The organism is Pseudarthrobacter cellobiosi (genome assembly GCF_023913755.1).
GTDB lineage: Bacteria > Actinomycetota > Actinomycetes > Actinomycetales > Micrococcaceae > Arthrobacter > Arthrobacter cellobiosi.
Map to the genome: position 1 here is coordinate 323,017 of NZ_JAMXBJ010000050.1, position 15,467 is coordinate 338,483.

General features: G+C 66.7%; 15 protein-coding genes. 5 read left to right on the forward strand and 10 right to left on the reverse strand.

The features are described from left to right. Positions 1 to 25: 25 nt before the first annotated feature. Together NG696_RS18920 and NG696_RS18925 are read left to right on the forward strand one after the other, a co-directional pair. Complete coding sequence (locus tag NG696_RS18920) at positions 26 to 1,354, forward strand: nicotinate phosphoribosyltransferase (protein ID WP_252576374.1); 1,329 nt, start codon at positions 26 to 28, stop codon at positions 1,352 to 1,354. Beyond that, a complete protein-coding gene (locus NG696_RS18925; RefSeq protein WP_252576376.1) occupies positions 1,354 to 1,986 on the forward strand; it encodes an isochorismatase family protein in 633 nt (210 codons plus the stop codon). The genes NG696_RS18920 and NG696_RS18925 overlap by 1 nt, the downstream gene beginning before the upstream one ends. A 3-nt stretch (positions 1,987 to 1,989) precedes the next feature. On the opposite strand, the gene NG696_RS18930 is transcribed toward NG696_RS18925, so the two are convergent. From NG696_RS18930 to NG696_RS18965, 8 genes are all read right to left on the reverse strand, one after another. Then, complete coding sequence (locus NG696_RS18930) at positions 1,990 to 3,774, reverse strand: DEAD/DEAH box helicase (RefSeq protein WP_252565167.1); 1,785 nt, start codon at positions 3,772 to 3,774, stop codon at positions 1,990 to 1,992. Continuing rightward, positions 3,774 to 4,115 carry a DUF3039 domain-containing protein gene (locus NG696_RS18935; RefSeq protein ID WP_056349372.1) on the reverse strand — a complete coding sequence of 114 codons (342 nt, stop codon included), beginning with the start codon at positions 4,113 to 4,115 and terminating at the stop codon, positions 3,774 to 3,776. Before NG696_RS18935 ends, NG696_RS18930 begins: the two co-directional genes overlap by 1 nt. Positions 4,116 to 4,237: 122 nt before the next feature. Continuing rightward, complete coding sequence (nagB, locus tag NG696_RS18940) at positions 4,238 to 5,020, reverse strand: glucosamine-6-phosphate deaminase (RefSeq protein ID WP_252576377.1); 783 nt, start codon at positions 5,018 to 5,020, stop codon at positions 4,238 to 4,240. A gap of 30 nt (positions 5,021 to 5,050) precedes the next feature. Then, on the reverse strand, positions 5,051 to 6,622 hold the full coding sequence (locus NG696_RS18945; RefSeq protein WP_252565163.1) for a transporter: 1,572 nt from the start codon (positions 6,620 to 6,622) through the stop codon (positions 5,051 to 5,053). Next, positions 6,604 to 7,410: an ABC transporter ATP-binding protein gene (locus NG696_RS18950; protein ID WP_252565161.1), complete on the reverse strand. Its 807-nt coding sequence runs from the start codon at positions 7,408 to 7,410 to the stop codon at positions 6,604 to 6,606. Before NG696_RS18950 ends, NG696_RS18945 begins: the two co-directional genes overlap by 19 nt. 71 nt (positions 7,411 to 7,481) lie before the next feature. Then, complete coding sequence (locus tag NG696_RS18955) at positions 7,482 to 8,579, reverse strand: NADH:flavin oxidoreductase/NADH oxidase (protein WP_252565159.1); 1,098 nt, start codon at positions 8,577 to 8,579, stop codon at positions 7,482 to 7,484. Continuing rightward, positions 8,579 to 9,586 carry a tetratricopeptide repeat protein gene (locus tag NG696_RS18960; RefSeq protein WP_252576379.1) on the reverse strand — a complete coding sequence of 336 codons (1,008 nt, stop codon included), beginning with the start codon at positions 9,584 to 9,586 and terminating at the stop codon, positions 8,579 to 8,581. Before NG696_RS18960 ends, NG696_RS18955 begins: the two co-directional genes overlap by 1 nt. A 65-nt stretch (positions 9,587 to 9,651) precedes the next feature. Further along, the gene (locus NG696_RS18965; protein ID WP_252565155.1) at positions 9,652 to 11,349 is read right to left on the reverse strand and encodes a DUF8094 domain-containing protein; all 1,698 of its coding nucleotides are present in this window, start codon (positions 11,347 to 11,349) and stop codon (positions 9,652 to 9,654) included. A 294-nt stretch (positions 11,350 to 11,643) separates the two neighbouring features. On the opposite strand from NG696_RS18965, the gene NG696_RS18970 reads away from it, so the two are divergent. After that, the gene (locus tag NG696_RS18970; RefSeq protein ID WP_252576599.1) at positions 11,644 to 12,885 is read left to right on the forward strand and encodes an AI-2E family transporter; all 1,242 of its coding nucleotides are present in this window, start codon (positions 11,644 to 11,646) and stop codon (positions 12,883 to 12,885) included. Between the two features lie 26 nt (positions 12,886 to 12,911). Here NG696_RS18970 and NG696_RS18975 read toward each other — a convergent pair whose 3' ends face one another. Together NG696_RS18975 and NG696_RS18980 are read right to left on the reverse strand one after the other, a co-directional pair. Continuing rightward, positions 12,912 to 13,712, reverse strand: coding sequence for an alpha/beta hydrolase (locus tag NG696_RS18975; protein ID WP_252576381.1), 801 nt, complete (start codon positions 13,710 to 13,712; stop codon positions 12,912 to 12,914). A 79-nt stretch (positions 13,713 to 13,791) separates the two neighbouring features. Next, a complete protein-coding gene (locus NG696_RS18980; RefSeq protein ID WP_058932022.1) occupies positions 13,792 to 14,148 on the reverse strand; it encodes an Rv1322 family protein in 357 nt (118 codons plus the stop codon). A gap of 37 nt (positions 14,149 to 14,185) precedes the next feature. Here NG696_RS18980 and nucS point away from each other — a divergent pair, with 37 nt between their 5' ends. Together nucS and NG696_RS18990 are read left to right on the forward strand one after the other, a co-directional pair. After that, complete coding sequence (gene nucS / locus NG696_RS18985; protein WP_058933052.1) at positions 14,186 to 14,881, forward strand: endonuclease NucS; 696 nt, start codon at positions 14,186 to 14,188, stop codon at positions 14,879 to 14,881. A 294-nt stretch (positions 14,882 to 15,175) separates the two neighbouring features. Then, positions 15,176 to 15,379 (forward strand): cold-shock protein, encoded by a 204-nt coding sequence (locus tag NG696_RS18990; protein ID WP_011692441.1) that lies wholly within the window; start codon positions 15,176 to 15,178, stop codon positions 15,377 to 15,379. Positions 15,380 to 15,467 lie beyond the last annotated feature (88 nt).

Below are 15,467 nucleotides of genomic sequence, written 5' to 3' on the forward strand. Positions count from 1 at the left end.
GCCGGTGGGGACTAGAGTGAATTTTGTGAGTACCTCCGCCGGCTGGGACCATCCCCGCACGTCCTTTTACACAGACCACTACGAGCTGACCATGCTGCAGGCGTCGCTGCACTCGGGCGCCGCGCACCGCCGTTCGGTCTTCGAGGCCTTTGCCCGGCGCCTGCCGGACGGCCGGCGGTACGGGATTGTGGCGGGAACGGGCCGCCTGCTGGAAGGCATCGCCGACTTCCGGTTCGGCGAAGCGGAGCTGGACTTCCTGGGCCGGACCGGCGTGGTCAACCAGGACACCCTGGAATACCTGGCGAACTACCGTTTTTCCGGTGACATCTGGGGCTACCCGGAGGGCGAGGCGTACTTCCCCAACTCCCCCATCCTGATTGTCGAATCAACATTTGCCGAAGCATGCATGCTGGAGACCTACCTGCTCTCGGTCCTGAACCATGACAGTGCCATCGCCTCCGCCGCATCCCGCATGATCACCGCGGCCGGCAACCGGCCCTGCATCGAGATGGGATCCCGCCGCACGCACGAGGAATCGGCAGCAGCGGCCGCCCGCGCCGCCGTCATCGCCGGATTCGACAGCACCTCCAACCTCGAGGCCGGCATCCGCTACGGCATCAAGACCGTCGGGACCGCCGCGCACTCCTTCACGCTCCTGCATGACACCGAGCGGGACGCCTTTGAGGCGCAGATCGCCTCCCTCGGACCCGGCACCTCGCTGCTGGTGGACACTTACGACGTCGAAGCAGCCGTGCGTGCCGCCGTCGAGTTGGCTGGGCCCAAGCTGGGAGGCGTCCGGCTGGACTCCGGGGACCTCGTGGCCCAGGCCCAGTGGGTCCGGCGTCTCCTGGACGAGCTCGGCAACGTTAACACCAAGATCGTGGTCACCTCGGACCTGGACGAATACGCCATTGCCGCGCTGCAGTCCGCCCCCGTGGATTCCTACGGTGTGGGCACCTCGCTGGTCACCGGCTCCGGTGCGCCCACCGCCAGCATGGTCTACAAACTCGTCAGCCGCACCGACGACGCCGGCAACTTCGTCTCCGTGGCGAAGGCCGCCAAGAACAAAACCAGCATGGGCGGCCGGAAGTACGCGCTGCGCAAGCTCAACGAGCGGGGGGTGGCCACCCACGAAATCGTGGGCATCGGCCACCGCCCCGAAGACGACGGCAACGACCGGCCGCTGCTTCAGCAGTTTATGAAGAACGGCGAGCTGCTGCCGGGCTGGACCGGACACGAGGGTGTGGTCCGCGCCCGCCAGCGGCACGCGGACACCATGGCCGAACTGCCCGGCGTCGTCAACCGCCTGCAGCGCGGCGAGCCTGCCATCCCCACCATCTACGAGGAGAACTGATGTCCCGCGCCCTGATCATCATTGACGTCCAGAACGACTTCTGCGAGGGCGGCTCCCTGGCCGTGGCCGGCGGTGCCGATGTTGCCGGCGCCATCAGCGAGTACGTGGACGCCCATCACAACGAGTTCGACCACATTGTTGCCACCCAGGACTGGCACATCGATCCCGGCGCGCATTTTTCCGACACGCCCGATCTCAAGGACAGCTGGCCGCGGCACTGCGTGGCCGGCACGCGCGGCGCAGAACTCCATCCGGACCTGGACAGCGAATACATCCAGGCCTACTTCCAGAAGGGCCAGTTCGCCGCGGCGTACTCCGGCTTTGAGGGCCTGCTGGCACCTGAGGATGCCGTCCCCACCGGGGAACGCCAGCCGGGCGCCATGCCCGCTGACGCAGAAGCCTACGCACCGGCGGACAACGCCATCGGACTGGACGACTGGCTGCAAAGCCACGATGTGGAGGACGTTGTAGTGGTGGGGATCGCCACCGACTTCTGCGTGATGGCCACCTCGCTGGACGCGGTCCAGGCCGGCTACTCCGTCACGGTCATCCGCTCACTCACCGCCGGCATTGCCGAGGACCTGGAGGATGCCGTCGCCGAAATGGAGCTGGGCGGCGTCGAAGTCGCGTAAGTACTACTTCCGGCCGATGAACCAGTCCTGGAGCTTCCGCAGCCTGGACTGAAGCTGTTCCTCGTTCGCCTGGGCCACTGGAGGGCCGCCGCAGACGGTCCGCAGCTTCGTGTGCACCACACCGTGCGGGGTTCCGGTCCGCGCCGACCAGGCCGCCACATTCTTGGCCAGTTCGTTGCGCAGGTCCATCAGCATCCGGTGGTCCGGTATGGCCGGCGCCGCGGCGGCCGGCTCGGCTGCCGGTGCGCGCCGGTTCTTGCGGTTGAGCTGTTCGTGCTGGCGCTGCCGCAGCAGCGTCCCCACCTGCTCGGCATCCAGCAGCCCGGGGATGCCCAGGAAGTCCAGTTCGTCCTCCGAGCCCACTTCTCCCCCGGTGCCGAACTCGCCGCCGTCGAACAATACCCGGTCGAAGGACGCCTGTGAGTCGAGGGCCTCGAACTTGCCCTTGGTGAGGCTGTCGGACGCCTTGTCCTCCCGGTTGGCCTCTTCCATCAGCGAGTCCTCGGGATTGAACAGGCCGTCGCTGTCCTCTTTCTCGGGGCGGTCCAGCGCGTGGTCGCGTTCGGCCTCCATCGAGTTGGCCAGGGCCATCAGCTGCGGCACGGACGGCAGGAAGACCGAGGCCGTTTCGCCGCGTTTCCGGGCGCGCACAAAGCGGCCCACGGCCTGGGCGAAGAACAGCGGTGTGGAGGTGGACGTCGCGTAGACGCCGACGGAGAGCCGGGGCACGTCCACGCCTTCTGACACCATGCGGACGGCCACCATCCACCGTTTCTCGCTCACGGTGAATTCCTCGATCTTGCTGGAGGCCTTGGCGTCGTCGGAAAGGATCACGGTGGGCGATTCGCCGGTGATCCTTTTAAGCTGTCCGGCATAGGCCCTGGCATCCTCGTGGTCCGTGGCGATGACCAGCCCGCCGGCGTCCGGAACGGTGCGGCGCACTTCGCTGAGGCGTTTGTCCGCCCCCGCCAGGACAGCGGGAATCCATTCCCCGGCCGGGTTCAGCGCCGTCCGCCACGCCTGCGATGTGATGTCCTTGGTGACCGCGGACTCGCCCAGTGAGGCCGCCATTTCCTCGCCGGCGCTGGTGCGCCACCGCATCTGGCCCGAGTAGGCCATGAACATGACCGGGCGCACCACGTGGTCACGCAGGGCATTGCCGTAGCCGTAGGTGTAGTCCGCTTTCGAGCGCCGGATGCCGTCCTTGTCCTGTGCGTATTCAACGAACGGGATGGGCGAGGTATCGGAGCGAAACGGCGTACCGGTCAGGGAGAGGCGCCGTGCCGCAGGGTCAAACGCTTCGCGGAGGCCGTCGCCCCAGGACAGGGCTTCGCCGCCGTGGTGGATCTCGTCAAGGATCACCAGCGTGCGGGCGGCCTCGGTCTTGGCGCGGTGCAGCATGGGTTTGCTGGCCACCTGCGCGTATGTGACAGCAACGCCAACAAAACCGCGGCCGTGCTGGCCATCGGAGTTCTTGAAGTTGGGGTCGATGGCGATGCCCACCTTGGCAGCGGCGTCGGCCCACTGCCGTTTCAGGTGGTCCGTGGGCGCCACGATGGTGACGCGGTTGACCGCCCCCGATTCGATGAGCATGGAGGCCACGCGCAGCGCGAAGGTGGTCTTGCCGGCGCCGGGAGTTGCTACGGCCAGGAAGTCGCGGGGATCGGTCCTGAAGTAGAGGTCAAGGGCTTGCTGCTGCCAGGCACGGAGTTTTTGGGCGGTTCCCCATGCTGCGCGTTCCGGATAAGCCGGTGGCAGGGTGGGGCCGCCAAAGAGCGTCTCCGTCACTACTTGTTGTTGCCCGAGTCCCCTCCGGGACCCTTGCCGCCGTCGTTCCCCGGGCGGAGGCCGTCATAAACCTCTTTGCACATGGGGCACACCGGGAACTTCTGCGGATCCCGGCCCGGCGTCCACACTTTGCCGCACAGGGCAATGACAGGATCACCCGTCAGCGCGGATTCCATGATTTTTTCCTTGCGCACGTAGTGCGAGAAGCGTTCCCGGTCACCGGGCTCCACTTCCTGGCGCAGCTCTTCGCGCTCGATGGTTGCCGTGGACGTTCCAGCCCCGGAAAGCTCGCGCATCGGGTCGTTTTCGAGAGGGTCCGTCATGCTAGTCATGGCATCCATCTTAGCGTCCCGGGACGGAGGACGTTCCACGGCGGGAGGACCGTTTTGCGCTCACTGCACCCGCCGCCGTCGGCTGTTCCGCGCAACGCCGCTACGCACCCGCCCGTGGTGTGTGGCCGGAATTACAGCTCCTGCCAGTCAGGTTTGTGATCGTACGTGTGCCGGTAGAAGTCGGCGAGCTTCAGCGACGATGCCGCGGCCTGATCCACCAGGACGGTGGCGTGCGGGTGGAACTGGAGGACCGAGGCCGGGCAGATGGCGGCGACGGGTCCTTCCACGAAGTCGCGGACGGCCGGTGCCTTCTGTGCCCCGGTAGCGATGAGGACAACGTGCCGGGCCTCGAGAATGGTGCCCAGCCCCTGGGTCACCACATGGTGCGGCACCTCTGCCAGGCTGCCAAAGAACCTGGCGTTGTCCCGGCGGGTCTGCTCGATCAGCGTTTTGATGCGGGTCCGGGATGCGAGCGAGGAACCGGGCTCGTTGAAGCCGATGTGGCCATCCGTACCCACGCCCAGGAGCTGCAGGTCCACGCCGCCCGCTGCCCGCATGGCCTCCTCGTAGGCGGAACAGGCCGCGGGCAGGTCCGCGGCCGCACCGTCAGGCGTATGGACGTTGCCTTCGGCGATGTTGACCCGACTGGTGAATTCCCGCCGGATGACTTCCCGGTAGGACTCCGGATGCCCGTGGTCCAGCCCAACGTATTCGTCCAGGGCAAAGGCATGGGCATTGCTGAAGTCCAGCCCATCACGCTGGTGCCGCGCCGCCAGCTCGTCGTAGACCGGCAGCGGCGATGACCCGGTGGCGAGGCCCAGTACGGCGGTGGGCTTTCGCCGGAGAAGGGCCTCGATGGCATCGGCGACGAGCTGTCCGATCTGTTTGCTGCCCTGGAGGATGACAACTTCCATGTCCGGCCGCCTTTCTTGTGCTTTACCGAATCAGCGGTTGACGGTCAGTTGGGCCAGCAGTTCGGGTCCGCGGGCATCAAGCCACTTTCCACCCAGCCGAATGCCCGCCCCAAACAGCGCCAGTCCCAGCATCAGGCCGACGGCCAGGTTGGCCCACCCGAACATGGCATTCCCCGTGACCAGCTGCGCGATGAGCAGGCCCACCTCGGGCAGGACCAGCAGGCTCAGGACGCCCATACCGGCAAACTGCACCACCAGGGTCTGCCCTACATTGCCCGGGGGCTTCTTGAACGGGCTGTCCCCGGGCAACGGGACGGCCACCGTGTAGCGTGCCGACACCACGGACGACAAGCCAAGCCCGGTGAACAGGATGCCCAGGCTCAAGCCCAACTGGCCGGGCAGTTCCGACCAGCTGCCGGTAAAGAAGTACTGGCCCACTGCAAAGATCAGCACCACGGGCAGGGCAAAAGCCAGGCAGGCCAACGCCCTGCCCAGCCGGTCGTCCACACCGCGGACGCCCGTGGCCACATGCAGCGCGAATGCCGTGCTGTCGTAGGAGACGTCCGCTGAGATGGACCAGGCCAGCAGGAAGGCAGCCAGCGGTGCAGCCACCGCCAGTACTCCGTAGTCACCGGACTGGCTGCCCTGGAACACCAGCAGGATGGGGAGCAGCGGGACCACCACCAGGGAACCGGAATAGCGGGGATCGCGCAGCCAGTAGGTCAGCGCCCGCGCTGTTACTGCACCGGCCGGTGTGGCCGGCAGCAGGTCGAACAGCCCCAGTTTGCCACCCTTGCGGCTCCCGCTGCCGGCGTAGGGCGGGTTGACCAGGGCCCGTTCAAGGAGCAGTTTCCAGCACCAGGACAGGACTGCGAGGGTTGCAGCGGCGATCACGAGTTTCAGTGCGGCCGCTCCCGGGCGGCCAACCGCAACATCACCACCGAGGGACCACGCGGCACCAAGTGGCGTCCAGGACAAGGTGGCAGCCAGCTCCGGCAGGAAACCCGTCGAGGCGGTGATGCCCCTGCCCACGCCAGCGACGATCGGGCCCATCAGGACCAGCGGGACCATAAATGCGATGGCGCTGACATCCTTGAACCGGCGCGACGACGCCAGGCTGGCGGTGGCGGTGGTGACCACTTTGGACAGGACAATACATGTCAGAACGCCGACGGCGGCGCCCACCAGTGCGGCAACCGCGGGAAGGGGGCCACGGGCCCAGGTCCACACGGTGGCGAGCGCTGCGAGCGCGGTGGCCAGGCCGGGGATGCCGATCAGCCCGCCGAGGGCCAGCCCCGTGAGCAGTTGGCGCATGGGGATGGCGGAGGTGGTGAAGCGGGCAGGGTCCAGGGTCAAGTCCGCGGCGGACGCGACCACCGGAATGAGGCCCCAGCCCAGGAGGGCCGCTGAACCACCAAGCACCACAACCGTCCGGGCCAGTTCGGGGTCTACAGTGCGCAGCAGGATCAGTGCCACGACCACTAGGCCCACCAGCCCCAGGGCATAGAGACCGCCGAACGCCAGGCCGACGAGCTGCCAGGGGCTGCGGCGAAGGCCGTTCCGCAGCAAGGTCAGTTTGAGCCTTAGGAGGTGCGCAACCATTCCAGGCCTTCCGTGTGGTTTCGTCCGCCGACCAGCTGGACAAACCTTTCTTCCAGCGTTGCCCCGGCGCGGACTTCGTCCACGGTCCCGGCAGCGAGGAGCCTTCCGGCCGCCACCACGGCGACGTGGTCGCACATGCGCTGGACCAGGTCCATGACGTGGCTCGAGACCATCACCGTCCCGCCGGAGGCTACATAACTGTCCAGGATGGACCGGATGTTGGCCGCCGAGACGGGATCCACGGACTCGAAGGGTTCATCGAGCACCAGCAGCCGCGGGGCGTGGATCAGGGCCGAGGCGAGGGCGATCTTTTTTGTCATGCCGGCCGAATAGTCCACCACGAGGGTCCCGGCGTCCTCGTTCAGGTCCAGGGCGGACAACAGCTCCCCCACGCGGGAGGCCACCACGTCTTTGTCCATGCCACGCAGCAGCCCGGCGTAGGTGACCAGCTGTTCGCCGGTGAGCCGGTCAAAGAGGCGGACACCGTCAGGGAGGATGCCCATCAGCTTCTTGGCCTCCAGCGGCCGGGCCCAGACGTCCACCCCGTGGACAACGGCTGTCCCGAAGTCGGGCCGCAGCAGGCCGGTGGCCATGGACAACGTGGTGGTCTTGCCGGCGCCGTTGGGCCCCACGATGCCAAAGAATGAGCCTGCCGGGACGTCGAGGCTGATGCCGTCCACGGCGATTTTTCCGCCGAAACGCTTGGCGAGGCCGCGGATGGACAAGGCAGGAACGGGCCCGGCGTGCACCACCGGATCAGAGCGGGGATCAGGATGGGCAGCAGTCATGATGCCAGCCTAGACCCAGGGCCCTGCCTAAGGGGTCCTCCCGCAGGAGTAGGCCAAAGGCGTAGGGAAGCCTAGAACGAATGCCGCGGAATGGCCCGTTCGTACTGCGGCGCCCAGGGGAGGTTGTGCCCCAGTTCATACGCCGCCCGGAGCCACCAGTGCGGATCCCGGAGCGCGGCCCGGGCAATAAACACGCCGTCGGCCTGTCCGGTGGCCACGGCATGCTCGGCCTGGCCTGCGGAAGTCAGCAGGCCCACGGTGCCCGTGAGGACCCCGGCTTCCCGGCGGATGCGTGCGGAGAACTCCGTCTGGTAGCCCGGACCCGGCCTGATGTCCTGATGGGCCACGGCTCCTCCGCTGGAGACGTCGATAAGGTCCACCCCGTGCTCCGCCGCCTGGGCGGCCAGCCGGACCGAAGCCTGGACATCGACGCCGCCCGGCGCCCAGTCGGTGGCTGAAATCCGCAGCAGCAGGGGCATGGATTCGGGGATGACGTTGCGGACGGCATCAACCACGGCGAGCATCAGCCGGTTCCGGCCGGCCTCGTCCCCTCCCCAGGAATCGGTCCGGGTATTGATCAGCGGGCTTTGGAACTGGTGCAGGAGGTAGCCGTGCGCGCCATGGATCTCCACGGTGTCGAAGCCGGCGTCCACGGCACGCGCGGCGGCCGCTGCGAAATCGGCAATGACGTCCTGGATCTGCGCCTCGGTCATCGCGGCGGGTTCGGCAAAGCCGTCGAAGGCCAGCCCTGACGGACCCACCGTGGGCCAGCCGCCGTCGGACTCCGGGACGCTGCCCCGCTGCCCGGCGAACGGCCAGTAGGCGGACGCTTTCCGGCCGGCGTGGGCCAGCTGGGCGCCGATCTTGGCTTCCGCGGCACCGTGCCGGTGCACAAAGGACGTGATCCGCTGCCAGGCCTCGGCCTGTTCGTCGTTGTACAGCCCGGCGTCGCGGGGGCTGATCCTGCCGGCCGCATTCACGGCGGCCGCCTCGGTGAGGATCAACGCCGCGCCGCCCGCGGCGAAGGAGCCCAGATGCATCAGATGCCAGTCGTTCGGAACCCCCGGGGCGCCGTCGGGACCGCAGCTGTACTGGCACATGGGTGATACCCAGCCGCGGTGCGTGAGCTCCAGGGAGCGGAGCTTGAGCGGCTGGAACAGGGCCGGCACTAGAACAGGACCCGGGCGAGACCTTGGCGTGCCTTGGCAACACGGGGGTCGGACGTGCCCACCACGTCGAAGAGTTCCAGGAGCCGTACGCGGGCGGTCTCCCGTTCCGGGCCGAAGTTCCGGCCGATGAAGCTGACCACGCGGTTCAGCGCGTCCTCCACGTGGCCGCCGGACACGTCCAGGTCCGCCACGCCCAGCTGGGCGGCCAGATTGTCAGGTTCGTTAGCGGCGAGGGTACGCAAGGCTTCCGAGTCCTCGGCGGAGAGCGGCTGGAGCCGGGCCATCAGCTCCACCTGGGCCAGGCCGGCCTTGGCCTCGGCGTCGGCGGGCATTTCCAGCAGGAGCTGGCGGTAGGCCACGGCGGCTGCCTCATAGTCGCCCGCCTCAATGGCGTCGAACGCGGCCTGGTGCAGCGGCGGAAGAGGTGCTGGTTCAGTCTCTATGGGCGCACTGCCCCCGCCGAGGCTGCCCGTAACGCCGTTGGCGGCCGCGACCTTCAGCAGTTCATCCAGGAGGGGCCGGATCTGGGCTTCCTCGGCGCCGCCCTGGAAGAGCGGTACGGGCTGGCCCTTGAGGACGGCGACGGCTGTGGGGACGGCCTGGACCTGGAAGGCCTGTGCCAGCTGCGGGAACGCTTCGATGTCCGCCGCACCCAAGACCAGGCGGCCGCCGTAGCTGTTGATGACCCGCTCCAGCGAGTCGAGCATCGCGGCGGATTCCGGCGAGTACGCGGCCCATAGCGCGAAGACCACCGGAACCTGGGCGGAGAGCTCCACGAGTTCCTGGAAATTGCCTTCGGTGACAGTGACCCGCAGCGGTGCCGCGCCGTCGTCGGGCGATACCGCACCTGCTTCTGCGCTGGCACCCGCATCCCCGGGAACCGGCGGATTGCCGGGAGCCGCAGGCGGCGCCTGGCGCTGTTTCAGGGATGAAAGGTCGACGGCGCCACGCAGGTTAAGCAGGCTGGCAGCGGCTGGAGGGACTGGGCGGGAAGCTGGCGAACTCATGCTTTCCACTCTAGCCACTCCGGCCGCTGCCGGGGGTACTGCATCAGGGACTGGACCCTGCGGACCTATTTGAAGCTTGCGCCTACCAGCCCGCGCGTTGCGGCCACCAGCTTGATGGGATCAGTAGATCCTGCCGGCGGAACGTAGACCGCCATTGATTCAGCAAAGTTCAGGACCATGCCGGTGGTGGTTTCCTTGCCGCCGGCGAGCGCCGCGGCGTCGTCGCCGATGGTGAGCTTGTCACCGGAGGCTTTGGGCGTGCCATCAAAGCCGAAGTTGATCCGGCCCAGCACCAGCGCCCCGCCGTCGGCCGTCCGGAACACCACAGTGCTTTCCGGTACTACCTTGTGGGTGAAGGAGAAGTTGCCGTTTTCGCCGGACTTGACTACCTCGGCCTGGTAGGAGAGCGTGTCGGCGATGTACGGCGAGGATGCGCCCTCCACCAGCTTGTCCTTGAAGCTCGACTCTGAATTCGTCAGGCGGTCGGCCAGCCCGGCCAGGGCTTCATCGCCGCTGTACAGCAGGCCGGATTTGTCGTTGGCAGCCAGCGTGTCGGTGCCGTTCCGGCCGATGGCGGGGAACGTAGTTCCCGGCTGCAGCGGGGTGGTCTCGGTCAGCTTGTAGTTCTCCCGCGGGGAGGGCTGGACCAGGGTGAGCAGCTGCGGGACGACGTTGCCGTCACCCTGCGTAACGGCGAGGACTGAACGCGGCCAGCTGCGGTCGCTGGTGACCACCGTGGTGAGGAGCTTGGTGGAACGGACGGGCATCCGGGCTTCATAAGTGCCCACCTGGGAACGGATCTTGTAGTTCTGCGTACGGACCTCAAGCTCCGTCCCGGCTACGCGCTCTGCGAGCTTGGCTGCGTCCTTTGCGGCGTCACCGGCGTCGGCGGTGCTGGAGACCTGCTCCAGGATCCTGCGGAACTGGGCGTCCAAGAGGACCGGCGCGGCGCCCTGGGCGGCCTCGGACGACGTGGATTCCGTGGGAGCAGGCGCGGGCGTGGTGGCCGCGTTGGCGACGGCACCCGTGCCAGCTACCACGAGGGCGGTCACAGCGGCGGTGACAATGCCGCCGGACACCATGCCGAGCCGTGAGGCGGACCTTGCCTCGGCCTTGGCCCGGGCGCGCCGGGCGAACAGGCTACCCGTGCCGTTGCCTTCGCCGTCCCGCTTGCGTGCGGACAGGACCACCAGGGCAATGCCGGCGAGGATCAGCAGGCCACCAATCACCATGAGCGGGATGGCCCACGGGGTGGAGGTGTCATTCGGGAACGTCATGGAGATCGACGACGGTGCGGGCTTGGTGCCATCGGACGCCAGCAGCAGCGACCATTCGCCGTCAGCGGGGGGCGTCCACGAGTACTCCAGCTCACCGCTCGCGTTCTCAGTGGAAACCCAGAGATCGGATCCGGACGGATTCGGCGCCGTGGCGTCGCCGTCGGCGTGCTCAACCTGCAGGGATTTGTTGTCCTCGGAAACCCCAGTGATGGTGTTGTGGGCCGTCGGGCCTACCCAGGCGTCCACGTCGTCAGGCCGGCCGGCCGCGAGCAGGAAGTTGCCGTCGCCTTCGATCTTGATCTTCACCGTTCCGCCCTGCGCGGTGCGCAGGTTCTGGTCGATGACGGTCAGCGGCGCCTCCGCGGCATTTGCCGGGGCGGAAGCCGTAAAGGTCTCGGAGGGAGCCCAGATTGTCTTCTGGCCAATACCGGCCAGAAGTGTCAGGAGGCCGAGCAGCACGAGTGCAACTGCAGTCTTGAAGCGCAAAGGAAACACCTATCATTCGCGGGGGTTTACTTTCAATAGTAACCGTTTTGTTACCAGAACCCCCGATTGGGCGCCAGCGGAGTCCGGAATCGGCGGCGCCCGGGCGGCCCGGCGGGCGCCCTCGCTCCTGTTGGCAAGGCTGCTGATAGTGTTTGCGATGATCATCACACCGGCCCGCAAATGCGGCGCCACGCACGGAACAGGCCCCAGAATCCAGTGACTGACAAGACGGAAGAGTCCTCCACGGGACACGAAAATCAACCGGCCGCTGGCGCTTTGGAATCCTCGCCGGACATGCCTGGGACGGCGAAACGACGGGGCTCCGCAGCTGCGGCCCTGGGCCAGCTTGTGCGTCGCCTGCGCCAGCCGCTGCCGGGCGCCCAGCCCAGGCTCCGGTTTGAGATCCCGCCGGATTACAACCACACGGAAGAACCTGCCGCCACCGAAGACGGCGGGACTGGCGGGACAGCCGCGCAGTTTGGCCGTCCGGGTCCCCGGATGTCGATGCAACATCCCCTTTACATGGGCTTCATGGGCACCGTAGGAGTGGGCCTTGCCCTGCTGGTCTACTGGATCGGCTCCAACACCACGCAGCTGCTGCTGTGGATTGTGGCTGCCCTGTTCATTGCCCTTGGCCTGGAACCCGTGGTCGGCTGGCTGGAGAACCGCCGGATTCCCCGCCCGGTCGGCATTCTTCTGGCCGTCCTGGTCCTGGTGGTGGCTGTGGGAGGGTTCTTCGCTACCCTCATCCCCACCATCGTGGAACAGGTCACCCAAATTGTGGTGCAGGCACCCACCTGGGTACGGGACTTCATCGACTCTGAGTTCTTCCGCAACGTGGATGACCAGTTTGGTGTGCGCGACCGCATCAACGAAGAACTCGACAAGTTCGTCAACAACCCCGAGGCGATGGGCGGGATCTTCGGTGGCGTGGTTGGCTTCGGTTCCACCCTGGCCAACGGTCTCTTCGGCACGTTGATCGTCCTGGTCCTGAGCCTCTACTTCCTCGCAGCCCTCCCGGCCATGAAGAAGTGGGGCTACCGGCTGGCGCCGCGGTCTCGCCGGGCCCGGGTTGAAGCCCTCTCCGAGGAGATCACCCGATCCGTCGGCAACTACGTGATCGGGCAGGCCTGCGTGGCATTGCTCAATGCCACGTTCGCGTTCATCGTGATGTCCATTGTGGGTGTCCCGTACGCCCTCTTGCTGGCCTTCGTTGTGGCACTGCTGGCATTCATCCCCTTGGTGGGCGGCATGATCGCCGGCATCGTGGTCCTGCTGGTATCGCTGACGGAGGGCTGGCAGACCGCCGCCGTCTACGGCATCTGCTACTTCGCCTACCTCCAGTTCGAGGCCTACTTCATCTCGCCGCGCATCATGCAGAAAGCCGTGGCCGTGCCGGGCGCCGTGGCCGTGATCTCGGTCATTGCCGGCGGCAGCCTGCTCGGAGTCCTGGGCGCGCTGATCGCTATCCCGACGGCGGCGGCCATCCTGCTGCTGGTCAAGGAGATCTACATCGTCCGCCAGGACAAGCACTAGCGGACAGGCACTAGTAGCGGCAGCCGCTAGGCGGCCGCAGTGGCCACCGGGCCGTTCCACACCTGCGGCAGGCCTTCGGGACCGGAGCCTGCCTCCGTCACCTCATCGACGATTTCTTTGAGCACGCGCGAAGCGTATTTCTCCCCCACCCAAAGGTGTTTGGCGCCGTCGACACCCACCACCCGGGCCTGCGGCACCAAGCTGAAACGTTCAGCGGCGGCGGCGGGCTGCAGGTAGTCGTCATGCTCTGGCACGAGGACGGTGAGCGGCTTGGCGGAGTCCGCCCAGAGGCGCAGGTGGGCGTCGGTGGCGCGGTGCAGCGGAGGCGACAGCAGGACGGCACCTTCAATCTGGCTCGCCACCGGCTCAACGGCACCGTACATCAGCGCCAGTTCGGTGCCGAAGGACCAGCCCACAAGCCAGCGGTTGGGCAGTTGGCGTTCGACGGCGAAACGTACCGCCGCCTCAACGTCCTGCCGCTCGCCGATCCCCTCTTCGAAGGAACCTGCGCTGGTTCCCCGCGGCGACTCCGTCCCGCGCGTGTTGAAACGAAGCACAGCCACGCCGGCCAGGGCCGGAAGCCGGTAGGACGCCTTGCGGTACACGTGCGAGTCCATAAAACCGCCGTGCGTCGGAAGCGGATGCAGGGTGATCAACGTCGCCGTGATCTGGCCGGACTCGGGCAGCGCCAGCTCCCCCACCAGCGTGTGGCCATCTTCGGTGCGGAGCTCGATGTTCTCGCGCCGGGCCGGCAGCACCGTTGACGCGCGGATGGGTGCGGGCCCTGTTGGCCGGCTGAATTCGTACGACGCGGGATCAAAAGTCATGCCTGCCAGCTTAGCGACTCCCGGCGTCCGCAGGCGCAGCGCGCTGGCTCTTAACGCGGCTTCTCCGGGGCGTCGGCTGTCAGCGGTAACGGTACGTCCGGGACAGCCAGCAGTTGGTGTGCCAGTGGCGGCGCTCAGCCAGGCCTGCGGCCGCACCGAATATGTGATCGTCCTTCCAGACCACCAGGTGGGCGATGCCGGGGACCACAGCGGTGGAACAGCCGGGGCAAATGTAGGTCTTTTCCGCGTTCCTGGCGGTCATCGTCCTGACCGTCCACTCGCCGTCGGGCGCGCTTTCCCGGCGGGCGATTCCAGCCCGCGCCCGCTCCAAATCCAACTCCGGAACGTCGCCGTTGCCCTTCTTGCCTACTGGCTTTCCGCCAGCTATGCCCGGCTTTCCGGAGGCAGGGCGGCGGGGACGGTTGGAACGCGGCATGCCTCCATTCTGCCCCAGCCCCGGTAGTGTGTACGGCGTGCGACTTGTCATAGCCCGATGTTCAGTTGATTATGTTGGCCGGCTCAAAGCCCATCTCCCCCTTGCCACCAGGCTCCTGCTGGTCAAGGCCGACGGCTCGGTGCTGGTTCATTCCGACGGCGGCTCCTATAAGCCGCTGAACTGGATGAGCCCGCCTGCCACCCTGCGGGTGTCCTCGCCGGAGGACATTGACCTGGAGCTTGGCGTCACGGAACAGTGGACGGTCCAGTCCGCCAAGACCGATGACCGCCTGATCATCAACATCCACGAGCAGCTGCACGAGTCCTCCCACGACCTTGGGGTGGACCCCGGTCTCATCAAGGACGGCGTCGAAGCCGACCTCCAGCGCCTGCTTGCCGATCAGATCGAGACCCTGGGTTCAGGCTTTTCGCTCATTCGCCGCGAGTACTTCACCGCCATCGGCCCGGTGGACATCCTGGCTCGTGACGCCAGCGGAGCCACCGTGGCCATCGAGCTGAAGCGGCGGGGCGACATTGACGGCGTGGAGCAGCTCACGCGCTACCTTGAACTCCTGAACCGCGATCCGCTGCTGGCCCCGGTCCGTGGCATCTTCGCTGCCCAGCAGATCAAGCCCCAGGCCAAGGTGCTGGCCAACGACCGCGGCATCGACTGCATCACGCTGGACTACGACGCCATGCGCGGCGTGGACGACAGCGACTCCCGGCTTTTCTAACGCTGGTATCCGCTCCGGTGACGCCTGCGGCCCCCTGACAAGGGGATTCATCCGGTTTTTCGGCGAAATTTGCCGTATTGGCCGTTCAGAGGCGTTGACCTGACGGAATCGGCATGAAATTCTTAGACCAGTCTTTGTGTAGGTGTTTTTTCATGCTCGCAAGACATGTTGCGAGCGCGAAGCTCCTGCAGCGCAGGTTCCCAGGAACGGCATTGAAGGATTCTTCTCGCGGAGTGACCGAGTCCGGCACGAGGTGTGCCGGACTTAGACAAGTTCCATAATGAGGAGAAATAAATGGCACAGGGAACCGTCAAGTGGTTCAACGCTGAAAAGGGCTTCGGCTTCATCACCCCGGATGACTCCGATGGCGATGTCTTCGTTCACTACTCGGAAATCCAGACCGGTGGCTTCAAGACCCTCGACGAGAACCAGCGCGTTCAGTTCGAAATCGGTCAGGGTGCCAAGGGCCCCCAGGCTACCGGCGTAACGCTGGTCTAGTCCCCCGCCCGGCGGCCGCCATCTGCGTGGCCTCCAGCGAAGAAAAGATCCCCGGCATCCGTGCCGGGGGTCTTTTCTTTGTCCGCAA

Bases quoted from the DNA above. Each gene is read 5' to 3' on its own strand.
- NG696_RS18935 (WP_056349372.1), bottom strand. From the start codon at position 4,115: ATGGATGCCATGACTAGCATGACGGACCCTCTCGAAAACGACCCGATG.
- NG696_RS18950 (WP_252565161.1), bottom strand. From the start codon at position 7,410: ATGACTGCTGCCCATCCTGATCCCCGCTCTGATCCGGTGGTGCACGCC.
- NG696_RS18980 (WP_058932022.1), bottom strand. From the start codon at position 14,148: ATGCCGCGTTCCAACCGTCCCCGCCGCCCTGCCTCCGGAAAGCCGGGC.
- NG696_RS18945 (WP_252565163.1), bottom strand. From the start codon at position 6,622: ATGGTTGCGCACCTCCTAAGGCTCAAACTGACCTTGCTGCGGAACGGC.
- nagB (WP_252576377.1), bottom strand. From the start codon at position 5,020: ATGGAAGTTGTCATCCTCCAGGGCAGCAAACAGATCGGACAGCTCGTC.
- NG696_RS18925 (WP_252576376.1), top strand. From the start codon at position 1,354: ATGTCCCGCGCCCTGATCATCATTGACGTCCAGAACGACTTCTGCGAG.
- NG696_RS18960 (WP_252576379.1), bottom strand. From the start codon at position 9,586: ATGAGTTCGCCAGCTTCCCGCCCAGTCCCTCCAGCCGCTGCCAGCCTG.
- NG696_RS18970 (WP_252576599.1), top strand. From the start codon at position 11,644: ATGCCTGGGACGGCGAAACGACGGGGCTCCGCAGCTGCGGCCCTGGGC.
- NG696_RS18975 (WP_252576381.1), bottom strand. From the start codon at position 13,712: ATGACTTTTGATCCCGCGTCGTACGAATTCAGCCGGCCAACAGGGCCC.
- NG696_RS18990 (WP_011692441.1), top strand. From the start codon at position 15,176: ATGGCACAGGGAACCGTCAAGTGGTTCAACGCTGAAAAGGGCTTCGGC.